Raw genomic sequence first — 24,034 nt, forward strand, 5'->3', positions numbered from 1 at the left:
TAACTTATATGTATTCAATAATAAATTTTTATTTGAAGCTGTGATAGGTTAAGTATTCAATTGATACTAACTTCTTGTAAGATGAATTTACTCTTGCAATCAAGAAGTTAGTTTTTCATTTTACTATTTTATTCATATATTTCTCTTGACTTAGAGTTGTCTCGAAGGAGTAATATATTATTAAAGAACTTAATACTAAATTAGAAATAAGGAAGTGCATTAATAATGAAGAATTTTGAATTTTATGCTCCTACGAGAGTGATTTTTGGAAAGGATTCAGAAAAACAGATCGGCACTATTATAAAGAATCAAAATTGTAAGAAAGTCCTAGTTCATTTTGGTGGAAGCAGTGCGAAAAAGTCTGGGCTTTTAGATAAAATTTTTGAATCTTTAAAGAAAGCTGAAATCGATTATGTTAACTTAGGCGGAGTTGTACCTAATCCTAGACTTTCAAAAGTATATGAAGGAATCAATTTATGCAAAAAGGAAAAGGTAGATTTTATATTAGCTGTTGGAGGAGGCAGTGTTATTGATTCAGCAAAAGCAATAGGATATGGCATAGCTAATGAGTGTGATGTATGGGATATATATAGTAAAAAAGTTATTCCAACCGGCTGCTTACCTGTTGGGGCAGTTTTAACTATTGCAGCTGCAGGAAGTGAAATGAGCAATTCATCGGTTATTACAAATGAAGAAGGATGGCTGAAAAGAGGATGTAATTCTGAGTATGCACGTTGTAAATTTGCAATTATGAATCCGGAACTTACTTATACATTACCTAAATATCAGACTGCCAGTGGAGCTACTGATATATTAATGCATACTATGGAACGTTATTTTACAAAAGAACAGAGCATGGAGATAACAGATAGAATTAGCGAAGGATTAATGAGAACAGTAATTCATAATGTAAAAATATTAATGGAAAATCCAACAGATTATAATGCACGTGCTGAAGTAATGTGGGCAGGAAGTCTTTCGCATAATGATTTAACTGGATGTGGTTCAGTTGGTGATTGGTCATGTCATCAATTAGAACATGAACTTGGAGGTATGTTTGATGTTGCCCACGGAGCTGGTTTGGCAGCAGTTTGGGGAAGCTGGGCTAGGTATGTGTACAAAAGTAATATAAGCCGTTTTGTACAATTCGCTGTAAACGTAATGGGAATAACCAATGACTTTTATAATCCAGAAAAAGTTGCATTAGAGGGAATCGAAGCAATGGAAAGTTTTTATCATTCTATTGATATGCCAATATCAATAAAAGAGCTTGGAGTTAATTTGACAGATGATCAAATTGATGAACTAGCTTATAAATGTAGCTTCAAAGATACTAGAACCATAGGGGAATTCCAAAAACTTAATATGGAAGACATGAAAAAAATTTATATAATGGCTAGATAAAAATTATTTCAGGAATTATAGTCAGCGTTATAAATTTTTAAAGAGCCAAAAAGCAGACAAGATCAGCTTTTTGGCTCTTTTATACGTTAATAAGTGGTGATAAATTTTTAGAGAATTTGATCAGTAAACATGATAAGACTCAACTTAGACAAAAAATTGAATACAATATATAATAGATAACTATTTTAAAGGAGAATAAAATGAAGGTTATAATTATAGGTGGAGGATGGGCAGGGTGCTCAGCCGCATTAGAAGCAGTAAAATTAGGTGCAGAAGTTGAGTTATATGAGAGAACTGACTTGCTACTTGGAGTAGGAAATGTTGGTGGGATAATGAGGAATAATGGAAGATATACTGCTGCAGAAGAGCTGATAAATCTTGGCGCAGGTGATTTCATAAGAATTATGGATTCGATAGCAATTCATAAGAATATAGATTTCCCAGAACACAAACATGCATGGCTATGTGATATAGGTAAAGCTGAACCTATTGTTCGAAGATATTTAATAGAATGTGGAGTTAAAATATTTTTGCAAAGTAGAATAATAGATGTAAATATGGAAGGCAATAAAATAAAATCATTGGTATTATTTAATAAAGATATTGTAACTGGAGATGTATTTGTAGAAACTACAGGTTCAACAGGATCAATGCCTAATTGTGTGAAGTATGGAAATGGATGCGTTATGTGTACATTAAGATGTCCTAGCTTTGGTGCAAGAGTTAGTATAAGCAGTAAGGCAGGAGTAAATGACTTAGTAGGAGAAAGAGCAAATGGAATGAAGGGCGCAATGAGCGGATCATGTGAATTTCCTAGAGAATCTTTATCAAAAGACATAATAAAAGAATTAGAGAAAAGTGGAGTTGTAGTTATTCCTATACCCAAGGAAGATATACATTTTGAAAAGTTAGAACAAAAAGTATGTCAACAATATGCGACCTTAGAATTTGCGGAGAATATTATATTATTAGATACAGGACGCGTAAAGCTTATGACATCTCACTATCCACTAGATAAATTAAGGAAAATAAAAGGATTAGAAAATGTAGTTTATATAGATCCACTAGTTGGAAGTAATGGTAATTCAATTAGATATTTATGTGCTGCGCCTAGAAATAATTCAATGCAAGTAAATGGCGTTGAAAATTTATTTTGTGGAGGTGAAAAAAGTGGATTCTTTGTAGGTCATACTGAGGCTATGACTACAGGGACTTTAGCAGGTTATAATGCAGTTCAATATTTGGTGAAAAAGCCTTTATTAGAATTGCCAAGAGAGCTTGCTACAGGTGATATTATTGCATATGCAAATGACAAAGTTAAGGAAGGAAAAATGAGTGAAAGATATACATTTTCAGGAGCAGAATATTTTGAAAGGATGAAAGGTTTAGGATTGTATAGCATAGATAATGATGAAATAAGATCAAGAGTTAAAAAACTAAATCTAACAAATATATTTTCAAAGCAATGTAAAAACTAGGTTTCTATAGTTAAAAATATTAAATTTTGGGGAGCTTTTATTAGCTTCCCAATAATTATGAATAAAAATAAGAATATAAATTCTATGAATTCATGTTATAATAAATATAAAATATGGTAATGTACATAAAGAATTATTTTTAAGGAATAATAACGCAATGTTAAGTAAAAATAAATAAGTAATTATTAATAATAATTACGTCCTAAATAAAGAGAGATAATTTATTTAATTAAAACGTTATATCCAATTAGTGTAATACATTGTTATGGAGGATATTATGAAAAGTATAGAAAAAGGAAAAAAACTATTTTTATCCATGGTAATAGCAATATTAGCTGTAAGTATAGTTACAACTGCATTTAGCTATTTTATGCAAGGAAACATAGGAATAATTTCAGGACTAACTAGGACTGTAGTAGAAGCTATTCTCTTATATTTTATATTTAAAGGAAAAGCATGGGCTAAGATTATAATGATAATTTTGCTTATAATTGTCATTCTAGCGGCAGTTGCAGCAATTATGATTTCGCCTAATATAATGATTACTATTTTAATGATAGTGTATATCTTTAGCGTATATATTATAGGAATATCGCCAAGTGTTAAAGAATATTTAAAGTCAATTAATAATAAGTAAAGAAATAAATAAAGAGGTATTTTGATTTTTATCAAAGTGCCTCTTTATTTATTGCCTTAAGTAATATGGGTAGAATTCTTTTATGTAGAATACATCCGAATCATTTTATAGCAAAGATTACTAATTGTAAAACCAGCTTAACTTTATTAAGTTTCTATTTATAAAGAAATAATATAAATAAGTTTTTGTATTATTTAATAAAATTTAATTAAAATAAAATTATGATATAATAGGCATAAAACTCTTATAGTTTTATATAAAATTGGGGTGATAATATGTCAATTACTGTAGGGAAATTATTTGGAAATGGGGCTGTTTTATATCAAATGAAACTGCTAGCAGGACAGAAAGGTCTTAATAATCTAGTGGAATGGGTACATATTATTGAAAATGATGAGGTGAGTGAATTTCTTCATGGAAATGAAGTTGTCCTTACGTCAGGCATTCTAAATGATGGTGATGGATGGTTGTTAGAATATACAAAAAAACTATATGCTGCTCGGGCAAGCGCTTTTGTTGTAAATATTGGGCCATACACCAAGTCAATACCTAACGATGTTATAGAATATTGTAACCAAATAAAAATGCCTCTTTATACTATTCCATGGGAAACAAGAATGGTAGATTTAACACGGAATATATGTTATCGAATAATGCAAAGTGAGCAAGTAGAAATAAGTATAGCAAGTACGATTAAGAATATTATATTTAAAACAGGTGATATAGAAACATTAATTTTACAGATGGAGAGATATGGGTATTTGAGAGACAGTCATTTCTGCTTTATAGTCATGTCCTTTGAACACAAAGAAGACAATCAATTAGAATTTGATATGAATAAAATTAAAATGTATTCAGAAAGATTAGCTAGAAGTATTCATGAATTATATATTTCATTTTCATATAAAGATTCTTGGGTTCTGGCTCTTGTGAATTATGGAAATTACGATGTCACTAATTTTGTTGATACTTTTTTTAAGAATTGGAATGAACCTTCATGGAAGGTTCATATGGGAATAAGTGAAAATAAAGCAGGCATTAAAATGCAGGCGGAGAATTTTAATAATGCTTTCACAGCAATGACGATGGCCAAAAAACAAGGCAAAGAAATGGTGTTTTATGATAAACTAGATATTCATAAATTGCTTTTAAATGCTAAGGATAAAGAAGTGCTTAAAGAATATTACAAGGATACTCTAGGTAAGTTAGAAAAATATGATAAGGAAAATAACACTGATTTAATGAGCTTCTTATATATGTTTTTACAGAACAACGGTAGTCAAAGTCTTGTTGCTGAGAAACAATATATTCATAGGAATACAGTAAATAATCAGCTTAAAAAGATTGAAAAGATTACTGGATATAATCCATCAAATTTGGAAGAAAAACTACGATTTTATTTAGGTTTTTTTGTGAAGGATGTTATGTAGGGCAACTTGGGACTTGTTATTTATATTCATGTGACTAAATGTGCAGTTGCACAAATAAACTTAGTCACTTATTCATTGATATAACAGTTTTACTAGTATATAATAAAAACAACTTAAAGGAAAAACGAATTTAATAGAGATAACAGCAACGGAGCTTGTTCACTTGAATAAGTTCCGTTTTTTTATTTGAGGAAAATATTAAATGTATATGAGGGAGTGTATAAAGATGAATGGTGAAGAAATTAGGAGTACTTTAAAAGAATATAATTTACAATCATGGAGCAAACAAAGAAATTTAAATCCTATTTCAGTTGAAAAAGCTGATGGTATTTACTTTTGGGATTATGATGGAAATAGATATTCAGATATGTCGTCACAACTTGTTAATATGAATTTAGGTTTTGGAAATAAAGCGATTGGAGATGCAATAAAAGAACAAGTAGATAAATATTGTTTTGTAGGGCCATCTTATGGAGCCGAATCTAGAGCCAAGCTTGCAAAGAAGATCATTGAATTAATGCCTGATAATATGGGCAAGGTATTTTTCACAAATGCAGGTGCAGAATCAAATGAGAATGCTGTAAAGATAGCAAGAATGTTCACAGGTAAGACAAAGGTGTTCAGCCGTTATAGAAGTTATCACGGATCTTCGTTTGGTGCTGGTAATTTAACAGGTGAACCTAGAAGATATCAATTAGAACCTGGTATTCCAGGATTCGTAAAATTCTTTGATCCATATATTTATAGAGAACCAATAGAATTCGAATCAGAAGAAGCTGCAACAAAATATTACTTGGCCAAGTTGAGAGAACAAATAATTTATGAAGGACCTGATAGTGTGGCTGCAATAGTTTTAGAGACTATAACAGGTTCAAATGGAGTTATCATTGCGCCAAAAGGATATCTTCCAGGAGTTAGAGCTTTATGTGATGAATTTAAAATCTTAATGATTTGTGATGAAGTTATGACAGGCTGGGGCAGAACGGGTAGAATGTTTGGCTTTGAGAATTTTGATGTAAAACCAGATATAGTAACTTTTGCAAAAGGTGTTACTTGTGGATATGTTCAACTTGGTGGAGTTGTAGTAAGTAAAGAAATAGCAGCTTACTTTGATGATAATTTATTATCTTGCGGACTAACTTATAGTGGACATCCCCTAGCTTGTGCAGCAGGTGTAGCGTGTATAAACTATTATGAAGAAGCAGGTATACTAAAAAATGTTAACGAAGTAGGTAGTGTACTTGGTGAAAAACTAGAAGAGATGAAAGCTTCTCACCCATCAGTTGGAGATGTGAGGTATATTGGATTATTTTCAGCAGTGGAATTAGTAAAGGATAAAGGAAGCAAGGAACCCTTAGTACCATATGGAAAGGATCCAGAAGGAGTTATGGGGAAAATTTTAGGATTATTAAAGGAAAGAAAGTTTATGACATATACTCATGAGAACATGATACTTGTTGCCCCTCCACTAATAATTACTAAGGAGCAATTAGAAGAAGAGTTAGCTAAATTAGACGAAGTACTTGGAATTGTAGACAAACAATTTATCTAGATGAGGTGAGAAAATGGCATATGAGTTTAGTTTACCAAGACGTACGATTATTGGAGATAACGCATTAGAATCAAGCGAGAGCTTGATAAAATCCCTTGGGAAAAAAGCATTTATTGTATCTGGAAAAAATGTAACTAGAATTGGAACAGTTAAAGTTTTGACAGACTGTTTAGATAACTTAGGAATTGAATATGAAATTTTTAATGATATTATTGGAGAGCCAACCGATTTAATGATTGAAAGTGGAGTAAAAGCCTATAAAAACGCTAAATGTGATTTCTGCATAGCAATTGGAGGAGGAAGTCCATTAGATAGCGGTAAAGCTATTGCTGCCATGACAAAATTAGAAGGTTCAATATCTGATTACATGGGAAAAACAATTGAAGGAGATTTTCCACCATTGGTTTTGATTCCAACTACAGCAGGAACAGGTTCAGAAGCTACCAAATTTACGGTTATTACAGATTCAAAGAGGAATATAAAAATGCTTCTAAAGGGAGAAGCATTACTACCTGATTTGGCAGTGATTGATTCAAAATTCTCAATGACATCACCTAAAAGCGTAACAGCGGCAACGGGCATGGATGCGTTAACTCATGCAGTAGAAGCGTATACATCAAGAAAAGCAAATTCACTAACAGATACCTTTGCATTATCTGCAATCAAAAGAATTTTTGAGTTTTTACCATTGGCTTATAAAGATGGTGAAAATAAAAAGGCTAGAGAAGAAATGGCCATTGCTGCATATGAAGCTGGTGTATGTATAAATAATTCTTCAGTTACCTTGGTGCATGGCATGAGCAGACCAATTGGAGCTAATTTTCATGTTGCTCATGGAATTTCAAATGCTATGCTTATAAAGGAATGTTTATCTTATGTTTTAGATGGAAGCTATGAACGTTTTGGTACAATAGGTAGAGCAATTAATGTAGCAGACGATAAGAAAAGTGATAAGGAAGCAGCAGAAGCTTTTCTAGAAAAATTAACAGAGTTATGTAACATATGTGAAATACCAACTTTAAAAGAGTATGGAATTAATAAAGAAGAATTCAATAAAGTAGTAGATAAGATGGCGCAAGATGCTATGAACAGTGGAAGTCCATCGAATACTATAAAAGAAGTTAAAAAGGAAGACTTATTAACTATATACAGTAGATTATGGTAAATATAAAATAATTGCAACGGTGCAAAACAAATAGTTTTGTACCGTTTTTTGTTTAAAAGGAGGCGTAAATCAATGAGTATGTTGAATGAAATAGATACAGAATTTGAAAGCAGAAATGTTTTTAGGACAAGAGAAGAAAAAGTAGAAATTAAAATTGAAGATTTAAGTATGGTTTATCAAGATAAGAATGGGGGCGAACCAGTAACAGCACTTAAGAATGTTAATTTAGAAATTAAAGAAGGAGAATTTATTTCATTACTAGGTCCTTCTGGTTGCGGAAAGACAACGTTACTTCGTATTATAGCTGATCTATTGCAACCTTCTTCAGGAAAAGTGATAGTACGAGGACAAAGTCCAAGAGAAATAAGACTTCAAAAGAAATATGGCATCGTATTTCAAAATCCAGTTCTATACGATTGGAGAACAGTAAGAAGAAATGTTTGTATGCCAATGGAGCTTCTAGGAATGAAGAAGCAGGATCGTACTTCAAGAGTTACGGAAATGCTTGATCTAGTAGGACTTACTAACTTTGGTACGCATTATCCTTATGAATTAAGTGGAGGGATGCAGCAAAGGGTTGGTATAGCAAGAGCATTAGCCATTAATCCGGAAATACTTCTTATGGATGAACCATTCTCAGCTTTAGACGAATTTACACGTGAAAAGCTTCATGAAGATCTTTTAGAAATATGGACAAAGACCAAAAAGACAGTAGTTTTTGTAACCCATAATATTTCAGAAGCAGTATTTTTATCGGATAAAGTTGTGGTTTTATCTCCACATCCAGGACGTGTTTCTGCTGTGATTGATATTGACATACCAAGACCAAGAAATATGGAATCAAAGCAGTCAAAACAATTTTATGATTATATAACCAAAATAAGAAATAGCTTTGAGGGGGTATGATTATGATTAGCAGGAAAGAGAAATATAAAGTTAATCTAGTTTGGGCTATAGGCATCTTTATAGCTTGGGAATTAGTAGCTTTCTTTCTAGAACAAGTGATGCATGATCCAATGGCTGGAGCAAAATTGCCTTATCCACATAGTGTCATCATATCAATAGCAGAAAATTTCACTGATTTAATGAGCGCAGCTGGACTTACTTTTTCAAGAGCTGTATTTGGGTTTGCACTTGGAGCTGCAATAGGATTTGTTTTAGCAATAATTATGAGTTTATCGAAAATAGCAGAAAAAATATCATTACCTTATTTAATAATATCACAAATGATACCTGTTTTAGGGTTAGCTCCTATAATCTTTACTTTAGTCAGGGATATGAATACTTCTAGAATAGTAATTGCGGCATATATCACATTTTTCCCAGTTTCAGTAAATATGCTTAGTGGATTAAATAGTGTAGAAAGCGATAAAAAAGAATTGCTATACTCATATGCTGCAAAAAAGAAAAGCATATATTATAAGCTTATGATTCCATATTCAATGCCATATTTATTTGCTGGTTTAAAAATAGCGGCACCAATGTCAATAACAGCATCTATCTTAGTTGATATGTTAGGTTCAAGTGGTGGAATTGGAGTGAAACTTTTATACTCGTTATACTCAGGAACAAAAGATGTATTCTGGGGATCAGTAGTTACCAGCGCTTTAATGGGGATTTTGAGTTATTTTATAGTAATATTATTCGAAAAAATTTGTATGCCTTGGAGAAAACAGACTACATAGGGAGGTAATTTTATGAATGAAAAAATTAAAAATGTCTTATGGCCTTTAGGCTTTGGAATATTAATGATAATCGCATGGCAAGTTGGTATCATTCATGATGCATTAGGTTTTAAACCCTTTCAATTACCAGTACCATCACAAATTATTAAAACTTTAAGTGATAATTTTTCTAAAGCTCTAACTGATACGATGATTACAGTTTCAGGGGCATTGGTAGGACTTGCTTTAGGATGCATAATTGGATTTATTGTCGCAGTGATAGCTACGCAGTTTCCAAAGTGGGGATATACAGGACTTAGTGTAATAGCAGCATTTAATGCAATTCCAATAGTTGCATTATCGCCTATTATGAATCGTTGGTTTACAAGTGGTTTTGCACAAAAGGTTGGTGTTGTAACGGTTGTATGTATGGCAGCTATGGCAATTAACTCATATAGGGGATTAAATGATTTAAAACCATTTGCAAAAGATTTATTAGAGTCATATGCAGCACCAGAAAAAATTATATTTTTCAAGCTTCGTTTACCTAATTGTCTTCCGAGTGTTTTAACTGCATTAAAAATTAATGTGGCAGCAGCAATAATGGCGGCTATGATAAGTGAATACTTTGCAGCATCAACTTCAGGTATTGGTTTTGGAATTAAAGATAATTTAAGAAAAGGAATGATGGCCATGGGGTGGTCCTATATAGTAATGGCAGCATTAGTTGGGATTGTTTTATACTTAATTATTTTATTAATAGAACGTAGAACCATAAAATGGCATGCATCACAAAGATAATACCAACTTTAAAATAGAAAAGTTTAGTTCAACCTAATATACTATTTGCTTTATAAGCAAAATTGAAAGTCACCGATATCTCTTAGAATTTCAAGAGAACACACAGATGGCATGTATAAGATAAATAATATTTATTTAATAAGGAGGAATTTATTATGAAAAAGAAGTTATTAGCTTTAGGGTTAGCTGTATTAATGATGGGGACGATGCTTATAGGATGTGGATCAAAAACATCAGAAACAACAGCGAAAGATGCAACTAAATCAGAGGATACTACAAAGAAGGATGGGGAGTTAGAAAAAGTAACACTTCAATTAAAATGGCTTCCGCAATCACAATTTATGGGATATTACGTAGCAGCAGCAAAAGGTTACTATAAAGATGAAGGAATAGATATTCAAATTCTTCCAGGAGGAAGTGACATTATTCCAGAGCAAAATGTTTATAATGGTGTAGCCAATATAGGGGTAACTTGGGTTTCAAGTTTGATGACTTACCAAGCTCAAGGGTATGATTTACAAGAAATCGCTCAAGTATTTCAAAAATCAGGCATGTTACTAGTATCTAAAAAAGAAAAAGGTATTAATTCGCCAAAAGATTTAGCTGGTAAAAAAGTAGGTAACTGGTTTGGTGGTAATGAATATGAACTTCTTGCTCTGCTTTCAAAATACAATTTAGATAAAGACAAAGACCTAAAACTTGTACAACAAGACTTTACAATGGATCAATTAAAAGAAGGATCAGTTGATGCAGCATCAGCAATGACTTATAACGAATTTGGTTTATTACTTGAAGGCGGCATGAAGAAAGAGGATTTAAATGTAATTGATATGAACAATGAAAGTGTTGCAATGATGGAAGATTGTTTATTTGTAAACTCTGAATGGGCAGGTAAGAATAAAGATTTATTAGTTCGTTTCTTAAAAGCATCTATAAAGGGGTGGAAAGATGCAGTCCAAGATCCAGAAGCAGCAGGAAAAACAGTTTATGATGTAGATAAATCAGTTTCATTAGATCACCAAGTTTATATGGCGAAAGAAGTTGCTAAACTTGTTGCACCTCAAGGATTTGATACTTCAAAAATTGGACAAATCGATATGAATGCAATTAAGCAAACAGGGGATTTCTTAAAACTTTATAATAAAGATTTAGCTAAAACTCCAGTGGTAGATGATACAACATTCACTTCAAAGTATTGGGAAGAAGCAACAAAATAATATGATAAAAATTGATTCCTGTGTGGTTAAATCCACACGGAATCATCTTAAAATTTATATAACAAAATTTTAATTTGAGAAAGTAATTTATCACAAAAGAACTAATTTATTAAAAAACAAATACATTAGGAAGCTTAAATCAAAAGTACAACAAAAAGCAGAAGCATTAAAGAGAAAATTATTAACTAAATTAGTTATTTAGATATTAAGGATATATATAAATGGAAGGAGAATACTTATGGATTTAATTATTAAGAATGGAACTATTGTAACACCATTAGAATCTTATGTAGCTGACCTTGCTGTAAAAGGTGGAAAGATTGTAGCGATTGGAACAGGTTTTTCAGAAGAAGGTGCAAGTGTTGTAGATGCTAAAGGCAAGTTAATATTACCAGGGGCTATAGACGCACATACTCATTTAGCTATGCCGTTTGGAGGTACTGTTTCAGCTGACAGCTATCTTGCCGGAACACGGGCAGCTGCATGTGGAGGTGTTACAACAGTATTTGATTATCCAATGCAAAGAAAAGGCAACGGAATAATTGAAACCATTGAAACAAGAAAAGAAATGTGTGATCCAGAGGCGTGCGTAGATTATGCATTTCATTGTATCATAACTGATTTAAATGAAGGAACTATCTTAGATGAATTTGAAGATGCAGTTGAATATGGAGTACCTAGTTTTAAATGTTTCTTAGTTTATAAAAAAGAGGGGATGATGGTGGATGATGCGACTTTAGTGAAAATACTATTGAAGGCTAAAGAAACTGGGGCGATGACAAACATCCATGCTGAAAATCCCGATTTGATTGACTTAAATATTGAAAACTTCTTAAAAGAAGGAAAAACTTCAGCATGGTATCACTACTTAAGCAGACCAGAATTTGTTGAAGCTGAGGCAGATAAAAGGGCAGTGCATTTAGCTAAATCCATAGGAGCGCCACTATATTTAGTTCATATGGCAGACAAGGAAGGATTAGAAACTGCTATTGAAGCCAAAAGAGAAGGTCATGATATATATGTTGAAACATGCCCACAATATTTGGAATTTACGTGCGATGTTTATAAAAGAGAAGATGGCAGAAATTTTGTATGTTCACCACCAATGAAAGGGCAAGAAAGTCAAGATGCACTTTGGAAAGCTATTAAATCAGGAGATATTGATACTGTAGCTACAGACCACTGCCCATTCCAAAGCTATGAAAAGGACTGGGGGAAAGATGATTTTACGAAGATTCCAAATGGGTGTGCAGGTGTAGAAAATTTATATCCATATATGCTTTCAGCAGCAAATGAAGGAAAAATCACTTTTAATAGAGCGGTAGAATTATGTTCATTTAATCCAGCTAAAATATTTGGATGCACAGAAAAAGGTTCTCTAACAGTTGGAAAAGATGCAGACATTGTAATTTATGATCCAAATAAAGACTTCACAATTTCGGTAGAGAATATGCATTCAGATTATGATCATACAATTTGGGAAGGTAAAACTCTTCATGGATATCCAGTACAAACTTATGTGCGTGGAAATTTAGTTTATGATAATGGTGAATTCGTTGGAAAAGCAGGATTTGGACAATTTGTAAAACGAGTAGGAAGAAAGTAAATTGGAACTTGGCTTTGGTGATATTTAGTACCTTGACTGTAGTTCAAGCTATCTAGGATTATGATAATGATGTTATCTACAGATTAAGAATAATGAGAGTTACAGAGGCTAAACATCAGATAAATTATAATTTAGGAGGAATGGAAATGAGTAGTTTATTTTATAAAGATATTTCAACAAATGAATATGTGTCAGGATGTTTGTTATGTGATGAAGCACCTTGTCGCAAAGCTTGTCCCAACTCCCTTGAAGTGGATACTATTATTCGCTCTTTAAGGTTTGAAAATAAGGCTGGGGCAGTAAATAAACTGCCCAATCTACTTCCTTGTGACACATGTGAAGAAAAGCCATGTAAGGAGGCTTGCTTAAAAGGAAAAATTAATGAATCAGTACCAATTGACAAAGTTATGAAAGCAATATCAACTGAATCTAGAGTTAAAGAAAATGAAGTTGATTTAGTAATAGATTTCTGTGGTGTGAAGTGTGAAAATCCATTTTTCCTTTCATCATCAGTAGTTGGAAGTAATTACGAAATGGTAGCTAAAGCATTTGAAATGGGCTGGGCAGGGGTAGCATTTAAGACTATTGGTATGTTTGTACCCAAGGAGGTTTCACCAAGGTTTACTGCTTTAAGTAAAGAAAGTGTTCCATTTGTTGGTTTTAAAAATATAGAACAGATTTCAGATCACACGCTAGAAGAGAATATAGAATTCTTAAAAAGATTGAAAAAAGACTATCCAAGCAAAATTATTGTTGCATCAATTATGGGGCAAAATGAAGAAGAATGGACTAAATTGGCCAAGCTAATGACAGAGGCAGGAGCAGATATTATTGAATGTAATTTCTCATGTCCACATATGACAAGTAAAGGCGTAGGTTCAGATGTTGGACAAAATCCAGATTTGGTAGCACTATATACTAAAGCTACTAGAAAGGGAACAAATTTACCTATACTTGCGAAGATGACACCTAATATTGGAAATATGGAAATACCAGCAATGGCTGCAATGGAGGCAGGAGCAACAGGGATTGCAGCAATTAATACAATTAAGAGTATTATGAATTTAAACTTAGAAAACTTTGAATCAGAACCTAATGTTGAAGGTAAGACTAGCGTAGGAGGATACTCAGGAAAAGCAGTAAAACCAATTGCTTTACGATTTATTCATGATATGAAAGCTTGTGAAGAACTAAAAGATGCGCCAATAAGTGGGATGGGCGGCATTGAGACCTGGAAAGATGCAGCTGAATTTATGGCCTTAGGATGTGAAAATTTGCAAATAACAACGTCTGTAATGCAATATGGCTATAGAATTATCGATGATTTAATTAATGGGATGAAATTGTACTTAAGTTCACAAGGTTATAAAAATATATCTGAAATTGTTGGTAGTGCTTTACCTAATATTGTGCCAACAGATAAACTTGATAGAGATAGCATTTGTTATCCAAGGTTTGATAGGCAAAAGTGCATAGGATGTGGAAGATGTTACTTATCATGTTATGATGGAGGGCACCAGGCAATTAAGATAGATGCAAATACAAGAATGCCAATCTTGTTAGTAGATAAATGTGTAGGCTGTCAATTATGCAGTACTGTATGTCCTGCAAGAGCAGTAGAACCAGGAAAGAGAGTGAAAAAATAATTACTATACTAAATTTAAAGGGGGATATTCATATGTTAACTTGTAATAAAGAAAGGCTTCAAGATAAAATCACAACATTTAGTAAATTCGGAGATACAGGTAAAGGAGGAATCACAAGATTGTCTTTATCACCTGCTGCTTTAGAAGCAAGAGAGGAATTTTGCAAAAGATGCAAAGCACTTGGTATGGAGATAAAAACCGACGATATGGCGAACATATACGCAACCATTCCGGGAGAGGAAAAGTTACCTGCTATTATGATGGGATCTCATGCTGATTCAGTTAAACAAGGTGGTAATTATGATGGTATTTTGGGAGTTCTTACTGGATTAGAAGTTGCAGAAACTATAGTAACTGAAAAAATAGCTCATAAACATCCAATAACAGTTGTTATATGGACTAATGAAGAAGGGGCACGCTTTGAACCAGCAATGATGTCATCAGGTGTTATTACAGGAAAATTTGATAAAGATGTTATGTTAGCATCCAAGGATGCTGAAGGAGTTACATTTAAGGAAGCATTAGAAGCCAGTGGATATATGGGAAAAATAGAAAATAGAATGAATCCAGAAAAATACAGGGCACTAGTTGAATTACATGTTGAACAAGGACCTGTTTTAGAAGATGAAAAAATTGATATAGGAGTAGTTGAAGGTGTTTGCGGAATGATAAATTATGAATTTACATTTACAGGGCAAGCAGATCATGCTGGAACAACTCCAATGAAATATAGAAAAGATGCTCTATATGCGGCTGTAAAAACTATTCAATATCTTCATGATGAACTTGACAAGCTTGATAGTAAGCTTGTATATACAACAGGAAAGATTTCAGCTCATCCAAATATCCATACAGTTATTCCTGATTGTGTTAAATTTACTTTGGATGCAAGGCATCAAGATCCAGAAGTAATTAATCAGGTTCTTGAAATAATTAAAGCTATTCCTAAAGTTGTTGAAAAATGTGAAACAAGTTATGAAAAAGCTTGGGCAAGAAATACAGTTCATTTTTATACTGAGTTTGTAGATTACGTTGAAAAAAATGCAAAAGAATTTGGATATTCAACAAAAAGAATGTATAGTGGTCCTGGACATGATGCACAATTTATTACAGATATCATTCCAACTACAATGATCTTTGTTCCAAGTGAAAAGGGACACAGTCATTGCGAAAAAGAATTTACACCACTTGAAAACTGTTTAAAGGGTGCAAATGTTTTGTTGAAAACAATATTAGATATTGATAATAATTGATTTTTACAAAATTAATTAAAAACAATTTCATGACGGTTATGCCATGAAATTGTTTTTATATTTACAATTAAAAAATAGTATAATTATACTATTTTTTACTGATATAACATCTATATATGATTGTTTGTTCCAGGCTCTGAAATATTTTTAAGAGCAACTTCAGCATTATCTTGTAGATTTGGTTCTTGTGAAATATCACCAAGAGAAACGATACCGATAACACTGTTATTTTCTACAATAGGTAATCTTCTTATTTGATGTCTGCTCATTAGCCTTACTGCATCATGAACATCCATATCAGGACTTCCTGTAACAGGATTTGAAGTCATATAATCACATATCTTTTGTTGATCTGCACTTGCACCTGATGCTACGCAATCCAAAGCAATATCTCTATCTGTAATCATTCCAACTAATTTGTTTGAGTTATCACAAACAGGTATTGCGCCCACGTCAAATTGTCTCATCATTTGAGCAGCTCTTTCAATAGAATCTTCTGAATTTAAACTCACTATATCTTTTGACATTACATCTTTTATTTGCATAATGATCACCTCCAAAAATATATTTCCCTATGAATATGTTTTTTATTATTAAAATTTCTTAGCTAATAAAAATTTAGAATGAATAGATTTATCGAAATACTTATGTTAATTCTTGAAATAAAAAATGCAGAAAAAGCATCTATTTTTTAAGAGAGGTGAAATATTATTAAATTTTAATTAATAGGATAAAGTTAACATTTAAAATGTTATAATATTGTAGAGTAATATTACTTAATACTTTCACGCTATAAAAAGTGAAAAAGAGAAGTAGGAGGATAAAATGAATAATATTGTGTTTCTTAATGCAAGCAGAATAAACTTTGATGGACAACTTGATTTTTCATCGCTAGATAATTTAGGTAAAGTGACTAAATATGAAGATAGCAGCAATGATGAAATCTTAGAACGGGTAATAGAACAAAATATTGTAATTACAAAGGAACTTACAATTAGCAAGGAGTTAATAGAAAAGTTTCCATCCAGTGTTAAATTAATTTGTGAGGCTGGTACTGGGTATAATAATATTGACATTATAGCAGCGAGAGAAAAAGGTATATCTGTATGCAATGTACCAGGATATAGCAGCGAAGCGGTTGCACAACTAGTAATCACATTTATTCTAAATTTAAGTTCATCATTAGCGCAGCAGCAAAGAATGATTGAAAATAAAAATTACAGTAATTTTACTAAATATCTTCAGGTTCCTCATATAGAAATACAAAATAAAACACTTGGAGTTATAGGTGCTGGATCTATAGGAATACAAGTCATGAATGTAGCTAAAGCATTGGGAATGAAAATACTTGTATACAGTAGAAGCTATAAAGATTTAGGAGATTCAAACATCAAATTTGTAAGCCTTGAAGAACTTCTAAAAGAAAGTGATTTTGTTACAATACATTGTCCACTTACTACAGAAACAAGGTATCTTATTGACAAGTCCAGATTAGATTTTATGAAACCGTCATCATTTATTATAAATACATCTAGAGGCGCCATTATAAAGGAAACAGATTTAATTGAAGCTTTGAAAAATAAAAAGATTGCAGGTGCTGCACTTGATGTTCAAGATCCAGAACCTCCAGAATTAAATAATCCACTTTTTAATATGGAAAATGTCATTCTTACTCCACATATAGGTTGGAAATGTTTTGAGTCTAGACAAAGGCTTATAAATTTATTAGCAAATAATATAGAAGCTTTTATTAAGAAAGAACCTGTTAATATTATTGTTTAAGATTAAGTATCAAGCAATAACAAGCAATAAGGATATTTTTGAATTTACAATAGATTCACTAGGTTTTATATGACAAAAACTATATCCCAGCAATTAGTTAATAATAATTGTTGGGATATATACTAGTTGTTTATTGCTACTTAGAAAATTAGTGAGGTTATTTGCTCATCTATTTGCTTTACATATTTTAACCATCTCACCATGATCTCCAATCCAACATTTAATTTCAGGATATTTTGCATTAAGATAATCATAGAACAATATAGGATTTTCGCTATTATCATCAAACATTTCATAGTGCCCTGGAACGACCAAATTCGGTTTAATAGTTCCAGCCAAATCAACGGCTTCTTGGTAAGTTATATTTCCTATTATATTTTCCGTATATCTTTTAGCATCTCGTCCATTGATAGGAAGAAATATAATGTCAAAGTTATCCCACTGCTTTAATTTTGAGAAGATACCATCATACATACATGTATCACCAGAATGGTATACAGTACATCCATTTCCCTCAATTATATAACCTAAGTATGGATAATGCCCGGAGGAATCTTGATCTAAAAACTCATGAGCTGAAGGAATTGCAGATATCTTTAAGTCTTTTTCTGAAATTGATAATCCATCATCCAGACCTATAAATCTATTTTTAGGTATTTTTAAGTCATCTGAAAGTTTATTGATATGAAGCTTTGGCACTACAAACTTTGCGTTGGGTGAACTAATAGATAATTGGTGCCATACATCTCGATCAATATGGTCAGGATGATCATGAGTGCCAATTATAAAATCTGCATTTACAATTTCCGCTGGTTTTAATAGTGGAGGAATCTTTCTGTTAGGCCAATCCGATAGAAATACGTCTAAATAGATAGTGGTTTCAGCCATCTTAATAACGTATCCCAGCTGTCCAAGCCACCAGAACGCAGCATCTCCCTTTTCTAAAATACAGTCATCAATATCTTTTATCAATTCAATTCCAGTTTTCATAATAACACCATCCTTTTCGAAATAATTATATATTACCACAAATGGTTCATATTGTAATTATTTTTTTGAATAGTAAGAATTTGAGAATAGAAAAAATATGTTATAATTAGAGAAATAGTTTTGAGAAAATAAGATAATGATAGGATGAACGAAAATGAATCTAAAAGAACTAAATAATGAAGATATTGAAATTATCTATAATGAACATATGATAAAAGATTTTCCGTATGGGGAATTAAAGCCTCTTGATGTAATACAGAAACTTAATAAAAGAAAAAATTACATATGTATAGGCTTGTATAATAATAATGAACTTCTAGCATACGCACTTTTAGCTTCATCAAAATCATATTTGTTAATTGATTACTATGCGGTATGTAAAGAACATAGAGATGAAGGAATTGGAAGTGAATTTTTAAGTATACTACAGGAGCATTTTAGAAATTATGATGGAATTATAGTAGAAGTAGAGAGAGTAGAATGCGGACCTAATGAAAGCGAGAAAGTGATTAGGAAAAGAAGAATTGACTTTTATAAAAGAAACGGGATGAGAATGACAGATATTTATTGTAAATTATTTGATATAGATTATTGCATTATGTGTTTATGTAATGTAGATCTTGAAGATCTGGCAATTTATGCAGGATTAAAGGATATATACAAAGAAATAATTCCAGGAAGCTTATATTCAAAATATGTTGAATTAAGTTATGTATAGTTTAAATTCTTAAAATGTAAAAGTTCTATTTTTACTACATTGAGATAAGAGCAAAGGCTTATTGAAAAATGTAATTTTAAAATATATAATAATATTATTAAACAGCTACCTAAACCAAAGCTGTAAAAAAAATAAAGATAAATTAATTCTTTCATAATGGCTATGAAGTCTAATTTTTATACTGAAAAAGTATATAAATTAGACTTTTTTTATTTCTGTTAATTAAAAAGATTAAATGCTTTTGTAACTAAAATAAAATTTATTATAAAAGAATTTACAGAAATTAAGTATAAACATGGAGGTATTTATGGTTAATGAAATTGCAGTTTGTGTAAATGATTTTGGAGAGGTTACTGAATATGAGAAAACCAAATTTATTAAGGTTTTTACAAAGCAGAGAAATGAATGGAGAGTGGTTAAAGAATTAGTATTTGAATTCTGTTATACAAAGGATAGTAAAGAAAGTTACTTAGAAGTTTTAAATATTGTGCAAGAGCTAGGAAAATGCAAAGTTTTTGTTGCTAAGAATTTTTCGGATTTAGTTCATACTACATTGGATAAAATGGGATTGAGTTTGTGGAATATGGATGGAAATCCATTATGTTTTTTGGATTATATATTAGAACAAGAAAAAGAGGAAGAGAAAGTAAGTAAATTTATAAATCATTCAGATATAAGTAATGATGGGCAATTTATTATCTCATTAGGTAATGGAGAATGTGGGCGTTATATATTAAATCTTAAGAATTTGCAGAAGGATAATATAGGTATTACGTCTAAGCAAGCTTTGAGGCCATTTCTAAATAGAAAAATTTTTAATGAGTTAATAATAGCCTGCAGCCATATTCCAAATTGGTTAGAAGAAGATTTAACAAAATTGCATCTTAATTTTCAGTTTTCAAAGATTGGAGAAAGTGATTATATTGTGGTAATAAATAATTATGATGAATATTAGGATTTAGATTCTGGATTCAGTATTAAATGCAGGGAGGGAAAAATTGGTGGATATTGAAGTGCGTAATAATAGAAAAATAAATGTAAGTTCTTTTTCAAAAATTATTTCTGAACATTTAAATATTGATAGTAACATTATAAGAAATTATATATTTGCTAATATAAGTATAAGTCTAACAAGAAGCAAAGAAATGAAAAAAGATATTGATAAAATATATTATGAAGATAGACTGAAATATTATAATGCGGCTATAAATGACACTTGTATAAACTATACTACTATAAAGCAAGCAAATATTGAACAAGAAATATATTCACGTAGGATTGTTGGGGTACTTATAGAAGGGGAAACGGATAGTACATTAAGAAGCAAGATTATTAAAGTTCTTAGAAAGTATTATCCAATTATATCTCATATTTCGCTGAATGCTATGCATTTCAGTGAAATATCTTTTCTTTATTTAAAGTTTGGAATAATATATATCTATATGTGAATTATTCCATAGTAAATTTCTAAACTATCCCTAATGGAATCATTATTAAATTTTTTGAAATATATACTTGTTAAATAGCATGTCCAACAAAAATACTTTCATCCAAACCTAAATAATTCAATATCTGCCGTTGATTATCTTTTAGTGGTTTTTGAAACTTTCTTATACAATTGTTATTAACTTTAATTACTTGTATAGGCACATACTCAAAGATACCCATTATAGCTTTTAAACTCGGCTTGGACATTTTTATTTTTCCAGGTCCAAGTATAATCGTATTATCTTTCTTCATCTCACGTCTGACTACATGTTCCATTACTGATAAAATCATTAAACCAATAAGTATCATGTATGTTAAGGCTTCAACTCTTTTGGGAGTTTTTACAAAAAGGTCATCTATAAACTCTGGTGCTTTTAGCTGCTGAAACTTTTTCTCTACGCTGCTTTGAGTTTTGTATTCTTTCAGCATTTCTTCACATGAAATATCAGAATCATTACTTGCTAAGATGAAAGTACACTCTCTTTCAATTGCTGCTTCAATTTTTGAATCTTCACGGTTAATTTCTAAATTAATAGTATATTCATATTCCTTTTGTGAATCCTTATTATCAGCTTTTTTACGCTTACGTTTTTCATTCATTTCAATATTCAAATTAACAGAATGGTATTTTAATTTTTTCCCTTTAGTCTTTAAAAACTCTTCTATTTCTTTTTGTGAATCTGCTTCGCACGCGAAGCTACGCTTGGAAAATACTTTGATTTTTTTCTCTAATTCGGCATATTCTTTTTCTGCATGCCTAGAAATAGTTTTCCTTTTGGTTTCTTCAAGAGTGAAGGAATAACAGACTGCCAGTTTAACTGGAATCCCCTTATATTCTGATTTATAATCTAATACTTGATATTTAACTTTTTTACCTTGGGCATTTTCAAAAATAACATCTTTTGTTAACTGTCTTTCACTAAAAAATTTACCAATATAGATTTTAGACATATTTGTTGTTTCAGGAGCTCTTGTTATAAATTTTATATCTCTACCATTTGCTTTATTAATATTTTCTTCTGTAAAAAATGCACTATCTGCAACATAGTAGAATGAATCTTTACTAGTTTTGGATTTTTTTAAAATTTCATCAACATCATCTATAGCGTCATTATTATAAGTTTTATCATCTGTATTACCCGAAAGAACTTTTGCGTCTACAACTATACCGTTAGCTGTTCCAATTCCAATTTTTATTTGTTTCTTATCATTTCTTTTATCTTTACTATATCCATAATCAATTGATATTTCATCTATTTTACCTTCTTCTGTTTCATACTGGCCCCACATTACCTTTGAGGTAGTATCGTAATTAATATTCTTTATACTCAATCCATACGTAGCGAAAGCAGTCATACTTATTTCAGAAAAAATTTTTCTTGGACCAGCTTCATGAAAATTATCAAGAAAACAGCCAAATCTATCATCTGTAAGATTATGAGGCTTCGCATCGCTGTTAAATGTCCCTTCAATATCAATATGTTCAAAATACTCATCCATAAGATATAATGGTCGTCTTGAATGACAAAGATTTGCTAAAATCATTTGAGCCATTATCCCATAAGCTATATCAGGCTTTCTCCCATTTTGTTTAGTCAAATATTGATCAAAGATGTTGATAACTCCTAGTTTCTTACACATACCTGCTACAAGCGTCGCTTTTCCATGGCTATATGCTTCCATTTCAATATTTTCCAATAACAACTCTTTATCCATTCCAATCCCCCCATTAAATATTATTTGCATACCGTAATCATAATAATTTTTAGTCAAATAATATAGTGAATAGTTGAGGTTAAATAGGAAAAATTAGTTAGGCGGAATATGAGTTATATATAATGCCGTAAAGAAGCATGATAAGAAAATATTGAAAAATAGGTACATGAAAATGGATTTAATAACTAGGAATATAGAAGCAAAATTTGATGCGGCAGTATATCTATATTTTGCTATTTATATTTCACCAGAAATAGTCGATCAAGGGTTCGTAATTTCTATTCTAAACGATATTGAGGAGTTTGAATCTAAGAAGTTTATAAATGAAAATATTGGGATTGAGCTTGAAAATTATAAGAATAGAATAAAGGAAGTTAAATTGCTAATAAAGCGAGAATTTGGCAAAATATATAATTTTAAAGATATTTTAAGACATAATAATGAGCATGCTAGAATACTAGGAGAAACTTTAGAGGATTTGTTTATAATCAATGGGATTAATATAGAGAGTATGTTTGAAGACTCACAATTTATTTGTATTGAGAAAGTTATACTGCCTTATGTGAGAATGGTAAAAAATGAAGACTCAGACATAATTTTATTTTGTATTATTAGTGGAATATTTATACAATCACTTATTAATGAGTATAAGAAGGCAAGAAACTTATATTTTAATAATATTGAGGAGTCAAGTAGCTATAAATTAAGCACATTAGAGGAGCAGATGATTGAAGTTAAAAAAGAAAACATTAGCTTAAAAAATAAACTTGATTATTTTAATAAAGAAAAGTTAATGTATGAAAAGAGGCTGAAGTCTGAATTAAGCAAGCTAGATAATATACATAAATTAGAAATGAAGAAGAAGGAAGATCGAATTAGAATTCTTGAGAATAAATTAAATGAAGAAAAGATTTTAAAATTGGATTTAGAATATTTAAAAGAATATGAGTTTAATTCTGATACTATTCACAGAAATTCGGATTCTAACAAAAGATTAGAGAAATATACTATGAGCAAAAAAATTATTATAATTGGCGGAGATAAGGAATGGAGAAGGCGATTTAGAATAAAATATCCAGAAATAAGAATGTTAAATGGTTTCAACGAAAACTTTGATATAAGAATTTTAAATACAGCTGATTACATATTTTTTTATACCCAATATATGAATCATTCGACGTTTCATAGAGCTATGGATTTTATTAAGCTTAATAAATGTAAATTTGGATATATAGGAAAGACGAATATAGATCTTGTAGAGGGAGAAATTATCGAAAAAATAGTTACATGCGAAGGAAATGACGAATAATCTATATATTTAGAAATAATTGATTTTATATATAGAATTATTTTTATACTTTTTAGGGGACTAGTTGGGTATGTAATTAGAAAATTTGAATTACAAAAAAAGTATTGGGGAAAATAATTACAACCACACTAAAGGAGGATAAATATATGGAGAAAAACACTAAGGAGTGTCCAAATTG

General features: G+C 31.0%; 22 protein-coding genes (1 of these 22 running past the window's edge). 19 read left to right on the plus strand and 3 right to left on the minus strand.

Annotated elements, in window-relative coordinates; all coding sequences use genetic code 11:
- The first annotated feature begins 225 nt into the window (after positions 1-225).
- From PZA12_RS10015 to PZA12_RS10075, 13 genes are all read left to right on the plus strand, one after another.
- Positions 226-1,404, plus strand: coding sequence for an iron-containing alcohol dehydrogenase (locus tag PZA12_RS10015; protein ID WP_103698931.1), 1,179 nt, complete (start codon positions 226-228; stop codon positions 1,402-1,404).
- Positions 1,405-1,604: 200 nt separating this feature from the next.
- Positions 1,605-2,882, plus strand: coding sequence for an FAD-dependent oxidoreductase (locus tag PZA12_RS10020; protein WP_103698930.1), 1,278 nt, complete (start codon positions 1,605-1,607; stop codon positions 2,880-2,882).
- 277 nt (positions 2,883-3,159) lie between these two features.
- Complete coding sequence (locus PZA12_RS10025; protein ID WP_103698929.1) at positions 3,160-3,519, plus strand: hypothetical protein; 360 nt, start codon at positions 3,160-3,162, stop codon at positions 3,517-3,519.
- A 275-nt stretch (positions 3,520-3,794) separates the two neighbouring features.
- Positions 3,795-4,949: a PucR family transcriptional regulator gene (locus tag PZA12_RS10030; protein ID WP_077306088.1), complete on the plus strand. Its 1,155-nt coding sequence runs from the start codon at positions 3,795-3,797 to the stop codon at positions 4,947-4,949.
- A gap of 226 nt (positions 4,950-5,175) precedes the next feature.
- Positions 5,176-6,501 carry an aminotransferase class III-fold pyridoxal phosphate-dependent enzyme gene (locus PZA12_RS10035; RefSeq protein ID WP_103698928.1) on the plus strand — a complete coding sequence of 442 codons (1,326 nt, stop codon included), beginning with the start codon at positions 5,176-5,178 and terminating at the stop codon, positions 6,499-6,501.
- 13 nt (positions 6,502-6,514) lie between these two features.
- Entirely contained in the window at positions 6,515-7,666 is a 1,152-nt protein-coding gene (locus PZA12_RS10040; protein ID WP_103698927.1) for an iron-containing alcohol dehydrogenase, read from the plus strand.
- Between the two features lie 72 nt (positions 7,667-7,738).
- Positions 7,739-8,572, plus strand: a complete 834-nt coding sequence (locus PZA12_RS10045; RefSeq protein ID WP_077306094.1) for an ABC transporter ATP-binding protein — start codon at positions 7,739-7,741, stop codon at positions 8,570-8,572.
- 2 nt (positions 8,573-8,574) lie between these two features.
- Positions 8,575-9,351, plus strand: a complete 777-nt coding sequence (locus tag PZA12_RS10050) for an ABC transporter permease (RefSeq protein WP_012058170.1) — start codon at positions 8,575-8,577, stop codon at positions 9,349-9,351.
- Between the two features lie 12 nt (positions 9,352-9,363).
- On the plus strand, positions 9,364-10,131 hold the full coding sequence (locus PZA12_RS10055; RefSeq protein ID WP_077844119.1) for an ABC transporter permease: 768 nt from the start codon (positions 9,364-9,366) through the stop codon (positions 10,129-10,131).
- Between the two features lie 155 nt (positions 10,132-10,286).
- Entirely contained in the window at positions 10,287-11,348 is a 1,062-nt protein-coding gene (locus PZA12_RS10060; protein ID WP_078116987.1) for an ABC transporter substrate-binding protein, read from the plus strand.
- A gap of 238 nt (positions 11,349-11,586) precedes the next feature.
- Complete coding sequence (gene hydA, locus PZA12_RS10065; RefSeq protein ID WP_023975844.1) at positions 11,587-12,954, plus strand: dihydropyrimidinase; 1,368 nt, start codon at positions 11,587-11,589, stop codon at positions 12,952-12,954.
- A 146-nt stretch (positions 12,955-13,100) separates the two neighbouring features.
- On the plus strand, positions 13,101-14,600 hold the full coding sequence (gene preA, locus PZA12_RS10070; RefSeq protein WP_181006026.1) for an NAD-dependent dihydropyrimidine dehydrogenase subunit PreA: 1,500 nt from the start codon (positions 13,101-13,103) through the stop codon (positions 14,598-14,600).
- A gap of 32 nt (positions 14,601-14,632) precedes the next feature.
- The gene (locus PZA12_RS10075; RefSeq protein ID WP_077839410.1) at positions 14,633-15,853 is read left to right on the plus strand and encodes a Zn-dependent hydrolase; all 1,221 of its coding nucleotides are present in this window, start codon (positions 14,633-14,635) and stop codon (positions 15,851-15,853) included.
- 110 nt (positions 15,854-15,963) lie between these two features.
- Here PZA12_RS10075 and PZA12_RS10080 read toward each other — a convergent pair whose 3' ends face one another.
- Positions 15,964-16,398, minus strand: a complete 435-nt coding sequence (locus tag PZA12_RS10080; protein WP_012058176.1) for a CBS domain-containing protein — start codon at positions 16,396-16,398, stop codon at positions 15,964-15,966.
- Between the two features lie 280 nt (positions 16,399-16,678).
- Between PZA12_RS10080 and PZA12_RS10085 the strand changes: the two genes are divergently transcribed.
- Positions 16,679-17,635, plus strand: coding sequence for an NAD(P)-dependent oxidoreductase (locus PZA12_RS10085; RefSeq protein ID WP_103698925.1), 957 nt, complete (start codon positions 16,679-16,681; stop codon positions 17,633-17,635).
- Between the two features lie 165 nt (positions 17,636-17,800).
- Here PZA12_RS10085 and PZA12_RS10090 read toward each other — a convergent pair whose 3' ends face one another.
- Positions 17,801-18,625: an MBL fold metallo-hydrolase gene (locus tag PZA12_RS10090; protein ID WP_103698924.1), complete on the minus strand. Its 825-nt coding sequence runs from the start codon at positions 18,623-18,625 to the stop codon at positions 17,801-17,803.
- 154 nt (positions 18,626-18,779) lie between these two features.
- Between PZA12_RS10090 and PZA12_RS10095 the strand changes: the two genes are divergently transcribed.
- The 3 genes from PZA12_RS10095 to PZA12_RS10105 all read left to right on the plus strand — a co-directional run bounded on the left by PZA12_RS10095 (position 18,780) and on the right by PZA12_RS10105 (position 20,791).
- A complete protein-coding gene (locus PZA12_RS10095; RefSeq protein ID WP_103698923.1) occupies positions 18,780-19,343 on the plus strand; it encodes a GNAT family N-acetyltransferase in 564 nt (187 codons plus the stop codon).
- A gap of 307 nt (positions 19,344-19,650) precedes the next feature.
- Entirely contained in the window at positions 19,651-20,298 is a 648-nt protein-coding gene (locus PZA12_RS10100) for a Fe-only nitrogenase accessory AnfO family protein (protein WP_103698922.1), read from the plus strand.
- A gap of 46 nt (positions 20,299-20,344) precedes the next feature.
- Positions 20,345-20,791: a hypothetical protein gene (locus tag PZA12_RS10105; protein ID WP_245160061.1), complete on the plus strand. Its 447-nt coding sequence runs from the start codon at positions 20,345-20,347 to the stop codon at positions 20,789-20,791.
- Between the two features lie 70 nt (positions 20,792-20,861).
- On the opposite strand, the gene PZA12_RS10110 is transcribed toward PZA12_RS10105, so the two are convergent.
- Complete coding sequence (locus PZA12_RS10110; RefSeq protein WP_338481381.1) at positions 20,862-22,547, minus strand: IS1634 family transposase; 1,686 nt, start codon at positions 22,545-22,547, stop codon at positions 20,862-20,864.
- A 172-nt stretch (positions 22,548-22,719) separates the two neighbouring features.
- On the opposite strand from PZA12_RS10110, the gene PZA12_RS10115 reads away from it, so the two are divergent.
- Both PZA12_RS10115 and PZA12_RS10120 read left to right on the plus strand, forming a co-directional pair.
- Positions 22,720-23,856 (plus strand): hypothetical protein, encoded by a 1,137-nt coding sequence (locus tag PZA12_RS10115; protein WP_245160065.1) that lies wholly within the window; start codon positions 22,720-22,722, stop codon positions 23,854-23,856.
- 146 nt (positions 23,857-24,002) lie between these two features.
- Positions 24,003-24,034, plus strand: partial view of a PrsW family intramembrane metalloprotease gene (locus tag PZA12_RS10120; protein WP_103699405.1) — the 5' end (the start) only. Its footprint extends 1,072 nt past the window's final position; the window shows 32 of its 1,104 coding nt (coding positions 1-32); the start codon lies at positions 24,003-24,005; the stop codon falls past the right edge of the window.

Origin of the sequence: Clostridium beijerinckii, assembly GCF_036699995.1 — a bacterium.
GTDB lineage: Bacteria > Bacillota > Clostridia > Clostridiales > Clostridiaceae > Clostridium > Clostridium helianthi.